The organism is Streptomyces sp. SID5643 (assembly GCF_009872555.1).
GTDB lineage: Bacteria > Actinomycetota > Actinomycetes > Streptomycetales > Streptomycetaceae > Streptomyces > Streptomyces iakyrus.
In genome coordinates this window covers 1-15,335 of sequence record NZ_WWIC01000063.1, presented here as the reverse complement: position 1 = coordinate 15,335, position 15,335 = coordinate 1, and the positions used below count along the sequence as shown (strand labels likewise).

At 72.1% G+C, this 15,335-nt stretch carries 13 protein-coding genes; 10 read left to right on the top strand and 3 right to left on the bottom strand.

What is annotated here, in order from left to right:
- The first annotated feature begins 29 nt into the window (after positions 1-29).
- From GTY56_RS07860 to nudC, 3 genes are all read left to right on the top strand, one after another.
- Complete coding sequence (locus GTY56_RS07860) at positions 30-3,605, top strand: UvrD-helicase domain-containing protein (RefSeq protein ID WP_161363857.1); 3,576 nt, start codon at positions 30-32, stop codon at positions 3,603-3,605.
- A 10-nt stretch (positions 3,606-3,615) separates the two neighbouring features.
- Positions 3,616-5,019, top strand: a complete 1,404-nt coding sequence (locus tag GTY56_RS07855; RefSeq protein ID WP_161363855.1) for a dipeptidase — start codon at positions 3,616-3,618, stop codon at positions 5,017-5,019.
- Between the two features lie 156 nt (positions 5,020-5,175).
- Positions 5,176-6,120, top strand: coding sequence for an NAD(+) diphosphatase (gene nudC, locus GTY56_RS07850; RefSeq protein WP_161363853.1), 945 nt, complete (start codon positions 5,176-5,178; stop codon positions 6,118-6,120).
- An 87-nt stretch (positions 6,121-6,207) separates the two neighbouring features.
- Here nudC and GTY56_RS07845 read toward each other — a convergent pair whose 3' ends face one another.
- The gene (locus GTY56_RS07845) at positions 6,208-6,450 is read right to left on the bottom strand and encodes a mycoredoxin (RefSeq protein ID WP_003992805.1); all 243 of its coding nucleotides are present in this window, start codon (positions 6,448-6,450) and stop codon (positions 6,208-6,210) included.
- A 151-nt stretch (positions 6,451-6,601) separates the two neighbouring features.
- Here GTY56_RS07845 and GTY56_RS07840 point away from each other — a divergent pair, with 151 nt between their 5' ends.
- From GTY56_RS07840 to GTY56_RS07820, 5 genes are all read left to right on the top strand, one after another.
- Positions 6,602-8,854 carry an ATP-dependent DNA helicase UvrD2 gene (locus GTY56_RS07840; protein ID WP_346345439.1) on the top strand — a complete coding sequence of 751 codons (2,253 nt, stop codon included), beginning with the start codon at positions 6,602-6,604 and terminating at the stop codon, positions 8,852-8,854.
- A gap of 164 nt (positions 8,855-9,018) precedes the next feature.
- A complete protein-coding gene (locus GTY56_RS07835) occupies positions 9,019-9,345 on the top strand; it encodes a hypothetical protein (RefSeq protein ID WP_161363851.1) in 327 nt (108 codons plus the stop codon).
- Positions 9,346-9,517: 172 nt separating this feature from the next.
- On the top strand, positions 9,518-9,886 hold the full coding sequence (locus GTY56_RS07830; protein ID WP_033313877.1) for a WhiB family transcriptional regulator: 369 nt from the start codon (positions 9,518-9,520) through the stop codon (positions 9,884-9,886).
- Complete coding sequence (locus GTY56_RS07825) at positions 9,883-10,206, top strand: putative WhiB-interacting protein (RefSeq protein ID WP_161363849.1); 324 nt, start codon at positions 9,883-9,885, stop codon at positions 10,204-10,206. Before GTY56_RS07830 ends, GTY56_RS07825 begins: the two co-directional genes overlap by 4 nt.
- Positions 10,207-10,613: 407 nt before the next feature.
- Positions 10,614-10,832 carry a hypothetical protein gene (locus GTY56_RS07820; RefSeq protein ID WP_161363847.1) on the top strand — a complete coding sequence of 73 codons (219 nt, stop codon included), beginning with the start codon at positions 10,614-10,616 and terminating at the stop codon, positions 10,830-10,832.
- A gap of 16 nt (positions 10,833-10,848) precedes the next feature.
- Here the strand turns inward: GTY56_RS07820 and GTY56_RS07815 are convergent, their stop codons facing one another.
- Complete coding sequence (locus tag GTY56_RS07815) at positions 10,849-12,219, bottom strand: ABC1 kinase family protein (RefSeq protein WP_161363846.1); 1,371 nt, start codon at positions 12,217-12,219, stop codon at positions 10,849-10,851.
- Positions 12,212-13,426: a ThiF family adenylyltransferase gene (locus GTY56_RS07810; protein WP_161363844.1), complete on the bottom strand. Its 1,215-nt coding sequence runs from the start codon at positions 13,424-13,426 to the stop codon at positions 12,212-12,214. Before GTY56_RS07810 ends, GTY56_RS07815 begins: the two co-directional genes overlap by 8 nt.
- Before the next feature lie 501 nt (positions 13,427-13,927).
- Between GTY56_RS07810 and GTY56_RS07805 the strand changes: the two genes are divergently transcribed.
- Together GTY56_RS07805 and GTY56_RS07800 are read left to right on the top strand one after the other, a co-directional pair.
- A complete protein-coding gene (locus GTY56_RS07805) occupies positions 13,928-14,536 on the top strand; it encodes a SprT-like domain-containing protein (protein ID WP_161363842.1) in 609 nt (202 codons plus the stop codon).
- A 142-nt stretch (positions 14,537-14,678) separates the two neighbouring features.
- Positions 14,679-15,335, top strand: a 657-nt coding sequence (locus tag GTY56_RS07800; RefSeq protein WP_161363839.1) for a TerD family protein, incomplete at its 3' end; no start/stop codon positions are given.

The window sequence follows — 15,335 nt, the reverse complement described above, 5'->3', positions numbered from 1 at the left end:
CTGTCAGTGGCCGCCGCTAGCCTTTCGATGTGCCCGCCCGTATCACCGATCCCGACCAGCTCAAGGAGCTCCTCGGCATCCCCTTCACCCCGGAGCAGACGGCCTGCATCACCGCGCCGCCCGCCCCGCAGGTGATCGTGGCCGGAGCCGGCTCGGGCAAGACGACGGTGATGGCGGCCCGCGTGGTGTGGCTGGTCGGCACCGGCCAGGTCGCCCCCGAGCAGGTGCTCGGCCTCACCTTCACCAACAAGGCCGCGGCCGAACTCGCCGAGCGCGTCCGCAAGGCGCTCGTCAGGGCCGGCGTCACCGACCCGGACGCCATCGACCCGGACAACCCGCCGGGCGAGCCGGTCATCTCCACGTACCACGCCTTCGCGGGCCGCCTCCTGACCGATCACGGCCTGCGCCTCGGTCTGGAGCCCACCTCCCGGCTGCTCGCCGACGCCACCCGCTTCCAGCTCGCCGCACGCGTCCTGCGCGAGGCACCGGGGCCCTACCCGGCCCTGACCCGTTCCTTCCCGGACCTCGTCGGCGACCTCCTCGCCCTCGACGCCGAACTAGCCGAGCACCTCGTACGCCCGGAAGCACTGCGCGCGTACGACGCCGAACTGCTGCTGACCCTGCGGGGCGCCAAGCTCAGCAACGCCGACCTGCGCAAGGTCCCCGACGCGGCCGCCGCCCGGCGTGAACTCGCCGAGCTGGTCACCCGCTACCGGGCTGCCAAGCGCGAGCGGGACCTGCTCGACTTCGGCGACCAGATCGCCCTGTCGGCCCGCCTCGCCGGCATCCCCGAGGTGGGCCGCGTCCTGCGCGACGAGTTCCGGGTGGTCCTGCTCGACGAGTACCAGGACACCTCGGTCGCCCAACGCGTCCTCCTGGCGGGCCTGTTCGGCGAGGGCACCGGCCACCCCGTCACCGCCGTCGGCGACCCCTGCCAGGCGATCTACGGCTGGCGCGGCGCCTCCGTCGCCAACCTCGACGACTTCCCCGACCACTTCGCCCACGCCGACGGCAGCCCCGCGACCCGTCAGTCCCTCAGCGAGAACCGCCGCAGCGGCGGGCGCCTCCTCGACCTCGCCAACGGCCTCGCGGAGCCGCTGCGCGCCCTGCACGCGGGCGTGGAAGCACTCCGCCCGGCCCCCGGTGCCGAACGCGACGGCCTGGTCCGCTGCGCCCTGCTGAGCACCCACGCCGAGGAGATCGACTGGGCCGCCGACTCCGTCGCCCACCTCGTCCGGACCGGCACGGCACCGGGCGAGATCGCCGTCCTGTGCCGTACCGCGACCGACTTCGCCGAGATCCAGGGTGCCCTGGTCGCCCGGGACATCCCCGTCGAGGTCGTCGGCCTGTCCGGGCTGCTGCACCTCCCCGAGATCGCCGACCTCGTCGCCGTCTGCGAGGTCCTCCAGGACCCCGGCGCCAACGCCTCCCTGGTGCGCCTGCTCACCGGCCCGCGCTGGCGCATCGGACCGCGCGACCTCGCCCTCCTGGGTCGGCGCGCCCGACTTCTCGTCACCCACGCGCGCGTGGCGGACGACGACGACCGGGACCGCCGTCTCGCCGAGGCCGTCGAGGGGGTCGACCCGTCCGAGGTGATCTCCCTCGCGGACGCCCTCGACACGTTCCTGGAGACACCGCTGGACGGCCGCGGTGACGACGACGGACTGCCGTTCTCGCCCGACGCGCGCGTGCGCTTCGCCCGGCTCGCCACCGAACTGCGCGAGCTGCGCCGCTCCCTGGCCGACCCGCTGATGGACGTCCTGCACCGCGTCCTCGCCGTCACCGGTCTGGAGGTCGAGCTGTCGGCGTCCCCGCATGCCCTGGCAGCGCGCCGCCGCGAGACGCTGTCCAACTTCCTGGACGTCGCCGCCTCCTTCGCCGCCGGCGACAACGAGGCGAGCCTGCTCGCCTTCCTCGGCTTCCTGCGCACCGCCGCCCAGTACGAGAAGGGGCTCGACAACGCCCTTCCGGGCGGCGAGAACACCGTCAAGGTGCTCACCGCCCACAAGTCCAAGGGCCTGGAATGGGACGTGGTGGTCGTCCCCGGCCTGGTCACCGGCACCTTCCCCAGCAGCCAGGGCCGCGAGAAGTGGACCTCCCAGGGCAAGGTCCTGCCGCACGTGCTGCGCGGCGACGCCGACACCCTGCCCGACGTGACGTCCTGGGACGCCAAGGGCCTCAAGGCCTTCCACGAGGCCATGAAGGACCACCAGCACACCGAGGAACTCCGCCTCGGCTACGTCACCTTCACCCGCCCCCGCTCCCTCCTCCTGGGCTCCGGCCACTGGTGGGGGCCCACCCAGAAGAAGCGCCGCGGGCCGTCCGCGTTCCTCCAGGCCCTCTACGAGCACTGCGAGGCCGGGTACGGCGAGATCGAGGCCTGGGCGGACGAACCCGCCGACGACGAGGAGAACCCGGCCCTGCACCGGGCGACGGCCGACCAGGTGTGGCCCCTGCCCCTGGACGCGGCAGCCCTGGCACGCCGCCGAGCGGCCGCCGAGACCGTCCTGGCCCACCTGGAGAATCTCGCGCCCCCCGAGGACGGGCACCCCGCGGCCACGCACGACCTGGACGCCCTCGACGACCCGGAGTGGCCTCCGCCGCCCGAGGAGGACGAACCCCCGTACGAAGAACCGGACCCGTTCGACGAGGCACCCCTCGACGACGCACCGTTCGACGACGCCGCATTCGGCGAGGAGCCTCTCGAAGAGATCTCCGGTGAAGACCCGGCGGGCGGGGACGCCACGCCCGTGATCCACCCCACCGTCCCCCATCAGGCGACCCCGCCGGAGCCCCCGGCCGCCCGCCCTGTCCCCGGGACCCCCGGGCAGTCCGGCCCCCGGGGCCGGGCGCATCCGCACCTCACCCCGGAGGAGGCCCGCACCGTCGCCTCCTGGGACCGTGACCTCGACGCCCTCACCGGCGAGCTCGTGCGCGCCCGCGACAGCGTCACCGAGGTGCCCCTGCCGGCGTCCCTCACGGCCTCCCAGCTGCTGCATCTGGCTGCCGACCCCGACGGCCTCGCCCAGGAGCTGGCCCGCCCCATGCCGCGCCCACCCCAGCGCGCCGCGCGCCGCGGTACCCGCTTCCACGCCTGGGTCGAGGCCCGCTTCGAGGAGCTCACGCTGCCCATGCTGGAGCCGGAGGAACTGCCCGGCAGCGATGCCGAGATCGCCGACGAGCAGGACCTGGAGGGGCTCAAGGAGGCCTTCGAACGCACTGAGTACGCACGCCGAACGCCCCACCGGGTGGAGGCCCCCGTCCAGCTCGCGATCGGCGGCCGGATCGTCCGGGGCCGCATCGACGCCGTCTACAAGGAAGGCGACGGGCAGGACGCGACGTACGAGATCGTCGACTGGAAGACCAGCCGCTCCCGCACCGCCGACCCGCTCCAGCTCGCCGTCTACCGGCTGGCCTGGGCCGAGCAGCAGGGCGTGCCCCCGGAGTCGGTCACGGCCGCGTTCCTGTATGTGCGCAGCGGCGAGGTCGTACGCCCGCGCGACCTGCCCGGCCGGGCCGCCCTGGAGCGGCTGCTCCTGGGCGAGCCGTCGGGAGGGGAGGTCGGTGAGGAACCGCACTCCGAGGACGTCCGTGCGGGCCGATAGGCTCGTGACCATGAGCCAGACCCCGGACAGCGTCGTCCGTACGTACATCCAGCAGCACCGCGCCGCCTTCCTCGACGACCTCGCCGAGTGGCTGCGCATCCCGTCGGTGTCCGCCCAGCCGGACCACGCGCCCGACGTACGACGCAGCGCCGACTGGCTCGCCGCCAAGCTCAAGGAGACCGGCTTCCCGGCGGTCGAGGTCTGGCAGACCCCCGGCGCGCCCGCCGTCTTCGCCGAGTGGCCCTGTGAGGACCCGCAGGCGCCGACCGTGCTGGTCTACGGTCACCACGACGTGCAGCCCGCCGCCCGGGAGGACGGCTGGGACAGCGAGCCCTTCGAGCCGGTCGTGCGCGGGAACCGCCTTTACGCGCGCGGGGCGGCCGACGACAAGGGCCAGGTGTTCTTCCACACCCTGGGCGTGCGCGCCCATCTCGCCGCCACCGGCCGCAGCACCCCGGCCGTGCACCTCAAGCTGATCGTCGAGGGCGAGGAGGAGTCCGGCTCGCCGCACTTCCGGGCTCTGGTCGAGCAGCACGCCGAGCGGCTCGCCGCCGACGCCGTGATCGTCTCCGACACCGGCATGTGGTCCGAGGACACCCCCACGGTGTGCACCGGCATGCGCGGCCTCGCCGAGTGCGAGATACGCCTGCACGGCCCCGACCAGGACATCCACTCCGGTTCCTTCGGCGGCGCCGTGCCCAACCCGGCCACGGCCGCGGCCCGCCTCGTCGCCGCCCTGCACGACGAGCACGCGCGCGTGGCGATCCCGGGCTTCTATGACGGCGTGGTCGAGCTCACCGACCGCGAGCGTGAACTCCTCGCCGAGCTGCCCTTCGACGAGCAGCAGTGGCTGCGCACGGCCAGGTCGTACGCCACCGAGGGGGAGGCCGGGTACACCACCCTGGAGCGGATCTGGGCCCGCCCCACCGCGGAGGTCAACGGCATCGGCGGTGGCTACCAGGGCCCCGGCAGCAAGACGATCGTCCCCTCCTCCGCCCTGGTGAAGCTGTCCTTCCGGCTGGTGGCGGGCCAGGACCCCGGGCAGGTGGAGAAGGCCGTCCGCGCCTGGGCCGAGCAGCAGGTGCCGCCGGGGATCCGCTGCGACATCACGTTCAGCGGCGCCACGCGCCCGTGCCTGACGCCGCTGGACCACCCGGCCCTCAGGTCGGTCACCCGCGCCATGGGGCGGGCCTTCGGCAAGCCGGTCCGCTTCACCCGCGAGGGCGGCTCCGGACCGGCGGCGGACCTCCAGGACGTCCTCGGCGCCCCGGTGCTGTTCCTGGGCATCTCCGTCCCCTCGGACGGCTGGCACGCCCCGAACGAGAAAGTCGAACTCGACCTGCTCCTCAAAGGCGTCGAGACCGCCGCGTACCTGTGGGGTGACCTCGCCGAGAACTGGCGCCATGCGCCCTGAGCGTCCTGTTCCATCCGGACCGGGCAATGCGCGCGGGGCACACTGGAAGCGCCGCCCCGCACCGCCCGAGCCCGCCGGACCCGGTCGCCTCCCGCCGTACGTCCCGCTGAACCGCCCGCCGAACCCGACCGTTCCACCGGGGAGTTGGAAGCACCCGTGACCACCTGGACCGACCACAACGCCGACCGTCCCATCTCGCTCACCGCCCCGAGCGGCATCGACCGGGCCGCCCACCACCGGCTCGACGAGGCCTGGCTCGCGGCGGCGTGGAGCCACCCCACGACGCGCTGCTTCGTGGTCTCCGGCGGGCAGGTCCTCATCGACGAGACGGCGGACGGGCGCACCGAACTCGTCATGACCCCCTCCTTCGAGGCCCCCCTGACGGAAGCGCACCGCTACTTCCTCGGCATCGACGAGGACGGCGTCAGCTACTTCGCCCTGCAGAAGGACTCCCTGCCCGGGCGCATGGACCAGTCGGCGCGCCCGGCGGGCCTGCGCGAGGCGGGCGCCCTGCTGTCGGCCCGCGACGTGGGCCTGATGGTGCACGCGGTGGGCCTGGAGAACTGGCAGCGCACGCACCGTTTCTGCTCGCGCTGCGGCGAACGCACCGTCATCGCCGCCGCCGGCCACATCCGCCGCTGCCAGGCCTGCGGCGCGGAGCACTATCCGCGCACGGACCCCGCGGTGATCATGGCCGTGACCGACGAGGACGACCGCGTCCTGCTCGGCCGCCAGGTCCACTGGCCCGAGGGCCGCTTCTCGACACTGGCCGGATTCGTCGAGCCCGGCGAGTCCATCGAACAGTCGGTGCGCCGGGAGGTTCTGGAGGAGGTCGGCATCAGCGTCGGCCAGGTCGAGTACGTCGCCAGCCAGCCCTGGCCCTTCCCGTCCAGCCTCATGCTGGGCTTCATGGCCCGCGCCACCTCGACCGAGATCGAAGTCGACGGCGACGAGATCCACGAGGCCCGCTGGTTCTCCCGTGACGAGCTGCGCGCCGCCTTCGAATCCGGCGAGGTGCTCCCGCCCTACGGCATCTCCATCGCCGCCCGCCTGATCGAGCTCTGGTACGGCAAGCCGCTCCCCACGCGGAGCGTCGTCTGACCTTCTCGGCGCGGCCGGCGCCGGCAAGAGAGAAGGCGCCTCCTGAGTTTCCTCAGGAGCCGCCTTCCTCGCACCAGCACACGGCGACTAGGCGCCGATCTTCTGCTTCACCTGCGCCAGCGACGGGTTCGTGAGCGTCGAGCCGTCCGGGAAGAGGACGGTGGGCACCGTCTGGTTTCCGCCATTCGCCTTCTCCACGAACGCGGCGGACTCCGGGTCCTGCTCGATGTTGATCTCGGTGTACGCGATGCCCTCGCGGTCCATCTGGCTCTTCAGCCGGCGGCAGTAGCCGCACCACGTGGTGCTGTACATCGTCACAGTGCCCAGCATGTCTCTCGTGCTCCTTCGGTGGCTCGGGGCGGGTGGTCGCAGTGGAGGAACGTATGTGAAAGGTCCACCATTCCCGGCGGCCGGGCCAGACCCGACGTGACGCCTGCCGCATGGGCCCGACGTGACGCGTGCCGCATTAGTACGACTACTGGTGCCTGCCTGTGGACAACCGGCGCAGCCGTCTCGCGCGACCTGGCAGCATGGCTGTGTGACAGCAGCAACGCACTCCACCCTGTTCCCGCAGGTACCGGACTCCGCCGACGCGGTGCTCGAAGGGCTCGACCCCGAGCAGCGCGAAGTGGCCACCGCCCTGCACGGTCCGGTGTGCGTCCTGGCGGGCGCGGGCACGGGCAAGACCCGGGCGATCACCCACCGCATCGCCTACGGAGTGCGTGCAGGCATCCTGCATCCCTCCAGCGTCCTCGCCGTCACCTTCACCAACCGCGCGGCCGGGGAGATGCGTGGCCGGCTGCGCCAGCTCGGCGCCGCAGGCGTCCAGGCGCGTACGTTCCACTCGGCCGCCCTGCGGCAGCTCCAGTACTTCTGGCCGAAAGCGATCGGTGGCGCCATGCCCCGGCTCGTCGACCGCAAGATCCAGCTCGTCGCCGACGCGGCGGCCGCCTGCCGCATCCGGCTCGACCGGGGAGAGCTGCGGGACGTCACCGCCGAGATCGAATGGTCCAAGGTCACCCAGACCGTCCCCGCCGACTACGCACCCGCCGCCGCCAAGGCCGGCCGTGAGTCCCCCCGCGACCCCGCCGAGATCGCCCAGCTCTACGCCGCGTACGAGGACGTCAAGCGCGACCGGTCCGTCATCGACTTCGAGGACGTGCTGCTGCTGACCGTGGCGGTTCTCCAGGACCGCCACGACATCGCCGAACAGATCCGCGCCCAGTACCAGCACTTCGTGGTCGACGAGTACCAGGACGTCAGCCCTCTCCAGCAGCGCCTGCTCGAACTGTGGCTGGGCGAGCGGGACAGCCTGTGCGTGGTCGGGGACGCCAGCCAGACGATCTACTCGTTCACGGGGGCCACCCCGGACCATCTGCTCGACTTCCGCACCCGCCACCCCGGTGCGACCGTCGTCAAGCTGGTCCGCGACTACCGTTCCACCCCCCAGGTCGTCCACCTCGCCAACGGTCTGCTCGCCCAGGCCCGGGGCCGGGCCGCCGACCACCGCCTGGAGCTCGTCTCCCAGCGCCCCGCCGGGCCCGAGCCGGTCTACGCCGAGTACACCGACGAACCCGCCGAGGCGGAGGGCGCGGCCCGCCGGATCCGCGAACTCGTCGACTCGGGAGTCCCGGCCTCCGAGATCGCCGTCCTCTTCCGCACGAACGCACAGTCCGAGACCTACGAGCAGGCCCTCGCGGACGCCGCAGTGCCCTACCAGTTGCGCGGCGCCGAGCGGTTCTTCGACCGTCCGGAGGTGCGCAAGGCGGGCATCGCCCTGCGCGGCGCGGCCCGCTTCGGCGGCAACGACTCCCTCCTGGACGATGTCGTCGACCTTCCCTCCCAGGTGCGCGCCGTGCTGTCCGGAGAGGGCTGGACCACGCAGCCACCGGCCGGTTCCGGCGCGGTGAGAGAGCGCTGGGAGTCCCTGGCCGCCCTGGTGAACCTCGCCCAGGACTTCGCCGCCGCCAGACCCGCCGCCACCCTGGCGGACCTCGTCGCCGAACTCGACGAACGGGCGAACGCCCAGCACGCCCCCACCGTCCAAGGCGTCACCCTCGCCTCCCTGCACTCGGCCAAGGGCCTGGAGTGGGACGTCGTCTTCCTGGTCGGCGTCGCCGAGGGCATGATGCCGATCACCTACGCCAAGACCGACGAGCAGATCGAGGAGGAGCGCCGCCTCCTCTATGTCGGTGTCACCCGCGCGCGAGAACACCTCCATGTCTCCTGGGCGCTCTCCCGCTCACCCGGAGGTCGCCCGAGCCGCCGCCCCAGCCGTTTCCTCGACGGGCTGCGCCCCGGCTCGACGGCCACCGCGGGCCGTACCGCCGCCGGAGGTGCGGGCGGAATCGAGCGCGGAATCCCTGGAACCAGGGGGTCCACCCCGAAACGGGCGCAGCGAGTCCCCGCCCGCTGCCGGGTCTGCGGCCGCACGCTGACCGACCCGGGCGAAATGAAGCTGATGCGGTGCGACGACTGCCCCTCCGACATGAACGAGGGCCTGTACGAGCGGCTGCGTGAGTGGCGCGCCGACCAGGCACGCAGCAGTGGCCAGCCCGCCTTCTGCGTGTTCACGGACAGGACACTGATGGCGATCGCCGAGTCCGCCCCCGACGACGAGCGCGAGCTCGCCCGCATCCCGGGTGTCGGGATGCGCAAGCTCACCCGCTACGGCGCCGACGTACTGGCCATCTGCACAGGCCAGTCCCTGGTGGAGAGCGCAGATCAGGACTGACACGAACTCGTCGAAAAAATAGTTTGCGCATGCCCCAGCAATCCCCATAGGTTCTTAGGCACGAGAGCAGCGGCCTTCTCGAAGGCCCTGATCCCGTGATGTACTTCCATACCCGTCGGACTGGTTCACCCAGTCCCCCGATACGCCGAGAGGAGGCGAGTCCAGTGATCAGCATCTACACCAGCTCCGTCAGCGCCGTGAAAATGACCGATCGCTCGGCCGTCTCCACGTGCATGCTCGGCGTTTCGAACCTGGGCACCGGTCTGTCCGGCATTCGTGCCGTCCGTCCGGCGTCCTCCTTCGTCGCCCTCGCGGGCCTTCCCGTCCGCGAGCGCAATGAGCGACCGACCAAGGCACTGGAAGCGGCAGTAGTGGCACAGGCGCATGCCTATGCACTTACGGCGACCGGTGCCGGATTCCGGAAGCAGACGACGCAGCACCACCAGATGTGGGCCTTCCGTGGGCCAGAACCCTGGAGTGATCCAGCCTGATCGCCGATCAGGCCGGCGCCTTCAGGGCCGCGGAACCCCATCCGGGATCCGCGGCCCTTCTGTTTGTCCCTGAACAGGGATGACGGACCGAAGGAGCCTCGGGACAAGAAAAGAACCCGGTACCACCCCACCCGGCCAACAGGCCGGAACGACCAGACGAGGAAGACGAACCGTGCAACTCGAAGCGCACGCCCCGTCCGTACCGCCTTCCGACACGATCCCCAAGCCCGGCTCCACGGAGGACCCCGCCTTGACCCCGCTCACCGCGCTCACCGCGCTCGACGACGCCATCGAGAACCTCGGCGTACCCGTCCCGTGCCGTTCCTACGACCCGGAGGTCTTCTTCGCCGAGTCGCCCGCGGACGTCGAGTACGCCAAGTCCCTCTGCCGCACCTGCCCGCTGGTCGAGGCCTGCCTCGCCGGTGCCAAGGAGCGGCGTGAGCCCTGGGGCGTCTGGGGTGGCGAGCTGTTCGTCCAGGGTGTCGTCGTCGCCCGGAAGCGGCCGCGTGGCCGCCCGCGCAAGAACCCGGTCACAGCATGAACATCGCAGGAACGATCGACCGCCCCCTCACGCACGACCCCCAGAAGCAGGCCCCGATGAAGCCGTCCACTTACGAGCCCGCAGGCTCTGCGACCCAAGACTTCACCATCAGCGGCGCGAAGGACTCGCGTCAGAACAGGACCCGAGAGATGCAACTCATTCCAGAAGCCATGGCTCGTGCGCATATGCGCGAGCGCCTGCAAGAGGCGGAGCGCGATCGCCAGGCTGCGCGCCTGGTGGCCGCCCGCCGGATGCAGCGCAAGGCGGAGCGCGCGTCGATGCGTGCCCGTCGGGCGCTCGCCATGGCGGTCATGCAGTAACCCGAGCACCCAGCGGGGGCCTCCCGGTCGGGAGGCCGCACTGCCACCGCCGTAGAGCTCTCACCGCGGGGGGGGGGGCCGGTCCGTACCGAACGGGCCGGCCCCCCGCGGGGCGTTCAGCCCCCAGGAGGGGAGGCGGCCGCCATGAGTGCCGGGTGCTGGGTGCCGGTCGGGCTGGTGCGGGTGCTGGTCCGGTCGATGCGGGGTGTGCCCCCGGGCCGGCGTGTGGGTGCTCCCCCGGGGCCGGGCGTCTGGTGCTGCGTCGTCGCGGGGTGCCGTGGTCACCTGGGGCGATGCGCGGTGCTTACCGGACCACGGGGCGGGGCCCGTCAGGCCCGGGTGGTGCGCCACCGACCTCTGCAGCGTTGGGCCTGCAGAAGCCCCGGGCGCGGAGATATCGTCGCGGGGTGACGAGTCCTCCTGGAGGCGGCGACAACGGATCCGCCGAGGAGCCGCGGCGGTTCGTCTGCGCCCGCTGCGGCACATCGGTCGACGTCCTGAGCGAAGGCCCACCCCTCACCTGGACCTACTCGGTGGAGAGCGGTATCCGCCAGTACTACTGCGAGACCTGTTCCCGAGAGCATCTCAGGTCCATCGAGGGGCGCCTGGACTCGGACTGGTGGTGAACCCCGAGGCCCGGCCTCATGCCTGCGCCACCACCTCTTCGCCGTCCACGGGGTCCTCGGGGACGAACCCCGGCAGCCACTCCTCCAACTCCTGGCGCAACCGCACCGTCGCCCCCAGCTGACACAGCACGCCGATCGTGCTCAGGGTCACCCGGTGGATCAGCAGATAGGACGGGGGCAGGTTGAGCTGCTTGCCGAGCTGGTAGGCGGGTGAGCGGGGGTCGGCGACCCGAGCCGCCTGGCTGCGCATCCAGCCCCGCGTGAAGGTGAACTCCTCGACCTGGGCCGGCTCGATGATCGGCAACAGGTAGTCCATGACGGCGTCCGGGTCCAGCTCTATGGTCTCCTTGACGAACCCTTCCGCGCACAGCAGCTCGTAGACCGCCTCGGCCTCCCCGTCGAGAGTCATCCGCAGGGATTCGCCGATCGTGGCCGGCAGTCCCCCCGGGAGACGGTCGACCGTGCCGAAGTCCAGGACGCCGAGGCGCCAGTCGTCCTCACCGTCCGGGCCGCCGGGCAGAAGCCGGAAGTTACCCGGGTGGGGATCGGCGTGCAGCAGGCCCGTGCGGGCGGGGCCGGAGAACAGGAAGCGGGCCAGGAGCTGACCGGCACGGTCGCGCTGCTCCTGGGTGCCGTCCGAGATGATCTCCGACAGCGGGATGCCGTCCATCCACTCGGTGACCAGGACTTGGTCGGACTGGTGCACCACCTGCGGCACGACCACGTCCGGGTCGTCCGTGAACTCCTCCGCGTGCGCCTGCTGGGCCTGGGCCTCCAGGCCGTAGTCCAGCTCCTCCGAGACGCGGTCCTTCAGCTCCGCGAGCAGCGGCTTGATGTCCATGCCGGGGATCAGCGGACCGAGCAGGCGCGAGAAGCGGCTCAGCTGGTTCAGGTCCGACAGCAGGGCCTCACCGGCACCCGGGTACTGCACCTTGACCGCCACCTCGCGGCCGTCGTGCCACACCCCTCGGTGGACCTGGCCGATCGAGGCCGCCGCGGCCGGCTTGTCCTCGAATTCCAGGAACAGCTCGTGCCAGCCCTCGCCGAGCCGCTCCTCCAGCACCGCGTGCACGGTACGCGTCGGCATGGGCGGCGCCGCCTCCTGGAGCTTGGTCAGCGCGGCCCGGTAGGGGCCGGCCACCTCCTCGGGCAGCGCGGACTCGAAGACCGACAGGGCCTGGCCGAACTTCATCGCCCCGCCCTTGAGCTCGCCGAGCACCTTGAACAGCTGCTCTGCCGTGCGCTGTTGGAGCTCCCGGCCGACGAGCTCGGCGGACTCGCCGACGATCCGCTTGCCGAATCCCCAGGTGGCCCGCCCGGCGATGCCGAGCGGGAGCGCGGCGAGCTTGGCGGTCCGGGTAACCGCCTTCCGGGGAAGATCAGACATGCGCCCTCCAAGTCCCAGCCGGCCGCTCCGCCTCTGCCTCGCGGCACTGCTCCGACGGCCGTTGCACCGCCATTGTCTCGTGCGACTCCCCGTCCTCCGAGAGGTGCTCCCCTTTTCCTCTCTCCGCCGCCGCACACGAGCATGCCGTATGGGCCGGGACCGGCCGCGCTTGCCAGTGGAGAGCCGGGACGGAGACCTCCCATCGGGCGCCGGCGCTGGACGGAACCCGGCCGTCCAGGAAAGCGAGCGCATGGGCGGCGGCCAGCCCGGCCACGGTCGTGGCCAGCGTCAGGTCGCAGGGCCCCACCTGCCGCTGCCTGCCGGAGCGCCACTGGGCGATCAGGCGCGGCCAGGCCTGGTCCCGGTCGGCGCGGTCCTCGTGCAGACAGCCCGCGCAGCCCGTCTCCCCGGGCAGGACGAACGGGCCGACCACCCCGGTGCCCTCCACGACACCGGCGTACAGATGCGGGGTCCCGGAGGCCATCAGCGGCTCGGCGGCGGCCGGGTCGGGCGCGTGCACGGCCACATCGTCCCGGGGGGCGAGGATCACCAGTGAGAATCCCGGGTCGCCGTCCTCCGGGGGCACCTGGGCCGCTGCACGGCGCGGCGGCCGGTCCACAGCCGCCCGGCGCACGGCACGGCGGGCCGACTCGTCCCTGCGCTCGCCGACGGATTCCGGGGGAAGCCCGCCCGGTGCGACGTCCCACGGCTCCACACAACCACCGTCGAGCACATCCACCTCGCCCACGCCGGCCCCGGCCAGGAGCGAGGCCAGCACGGCGCCCACCCGGCCGGCACCCCGCACCTGTACGCGCTGCGAGCGCCGGGCGGCCAGCTGCCCGATCGCGTCGCCGGGCGCGGAGGTGGTCAAGGACAGGGAGGCAAGGTCCGGGCGCAGCCGGTCCAGGACCTCCTTCTTCTTCCGCAGGGCGTCGGCGGCCGGTCCGCCGCCCCGGGAGTCGTCCAGCAGCCCGGCTCGCGAGAGCCCTCGCACCAGCCCGTCGACATGACCGTCGGGCAGGTCCATGCGGCGTCCCTCCTCGCGCAACAGCTCCAGCCCCCGGGTGCCGTTCAGCAGGTCGAGGAAGCTGCCCGTCGCCAGGTCCATCGGACCGAGTGTCATCGCGTGCGCCGGTGTCATCCCGAACTGCACGGTCTTGAGGTCACGCCAGCCGCGCCGGAGCGCGGGTTTCACCATCGGATGCATGACAGGCCCCCGTGTGCCATAGATCGTCCCCGTATGCCGACGGAGCGAGGATGCGGACACCGGCCGTTCATGCCGAGGCCGGTTGTCCGTGTGCCCTGAGCGCAGCCGCGGCCCGACCCGGGCACAGGGTCCGACCCGGGCACAGGGTCCGACCCGGGCACAGGGTCCGACTCGGTGCAGCCCCGACCCGGACGCAGGCGCGGTCCGTGCGCGGACCGGATCCGAGTGCGGGCACGGCCCTTGATCCCGGACCGAATCCGAGTGCGGGCACGGCCCTTGATCCCGGACCGAATCCGAGTGCGGGCACGGCCCCTGGTCCGGGACCGCCGCCGCGTCATCGCTTCGCCGACGAGATCCAGCATGCCCAACCCCACAGACGGCTGCCGAAAGTTGTCCACAGGTGCGAGCATTCGTCGTACAAATCCGGCGGCCGGTGGGAGCGGCGGCACCGAACCGTCCCGGAGCCGGGACTTCCCCGTGTGCAGCGGGTAACGTCGGGGCGTGCCCGCCGACCCACTGCACCGCGCCGGAACCGCACAGCGCAGCACGACGAGCCAGCCGCCGAGCGGCTCGGGGGCGAGCCCGATCGAGGTCCGCAGGAGCACCCGCCGACGCAGAACGGTCTCCGCGTACCGCGAGGGCGATCGCACCGTGGTGCTCATCCCCGCCCGGATGTCCGAGGCGGAGGAGCAGCGCTGGGTGAACGTCATGCTCGACAAGCTGGCCGCCCAGGAGAGCAAGCGGGCCCTCGGCGACGCCGAGCTGGCGGAGCGCGCCCGGCGTCTTTCGGACCAGTATCTCGATGGGCGGGCCCGGCCCGCGTCGGTGCGCTGGGTGACCAACCAGAACACGCGCTGGGGGTCCTGCACCCCCTCCGAGGGCAGCATCCGCCTGTCGCACCGCCTCCAGGGCATGCCCGAGTACGTCGTCGACTACGTCCTCGTCCACGAACTCGCCCATCTGCTCGTGCCCGGGCACGGACCTCGCTTCTGGGAACTCCTGGAGGCCTATCCGCGCACGGAGCGGGCCCGCGGATACCTCGAAGGCGTGGTGGCCGCCGAGCGGTTGCCCCATGTGCCCGGCGCCCGGGGCGAGAGCCCCGTGGGGTGACCGACCGCTTTCCGCGAGCGAACAGCCGATACGGCTGTGCGGGCGTTGTGTACCGGCTCTGTACCGACCTCGTCCGGTGTCCGAGTTTGCCGTTAGCCTGGCGCGACGCACTCACGCTCTGGATGGGGGACGGTCGTTACGCATGGCCAGGGAATTCCAACGCGGCCACAAGGCCAGGATCAGTGACCTCACCGCGGGCACGGATCTGTACGTAGGCGTACAGATCGCCGGCCCCGGGCTGAGCTTCGACATCAGCTGCTTCGGCCTCGACGCCGACGAACGGCTTTCGGACGACCGGTACTTCGTCTTCTTCAACCAGCCGAAGTCCCCCGAGGAGTCCATTCAGCTCCTGGGCGCCCAGGCGGGCGACACGGAGTCCTTCCGGGTGACGCTCGACCGGATCCCGCCACAGATCCAGAAGCTGTCCTTCACGGCGACCATCGACGGCGCCGGGCAGATGTCGCAGATCGCCTCCGGTTACATCCGGATCGTCGCGGGCGGCGAGGAGGTGGCGCGCTACTCCTTCAACGGCTCGGAGTTCTCCACCGAACGGGCCGTGATGCTGGGCGATTTCTACCTCAAGGACGTCTGGCGGTTCGCCGCCGTTGGGCAGGGCTTCGACGGTGGCCTGGATGCGCTGCTGAAGAACTTCGGCGGCGAGGTCGCCGAGGAGGAGGCGCCCGCGCCCGCCCCGCAGCAGCCGCAGGCCGGCGCGGCCCCGGGCTTCGCGCCGCCCGCGTTCGGAGTCCCCGGAAACGCGGAACCCGGCCCGGCGGCGCCTCCGGCGCCCGCGCCCCAG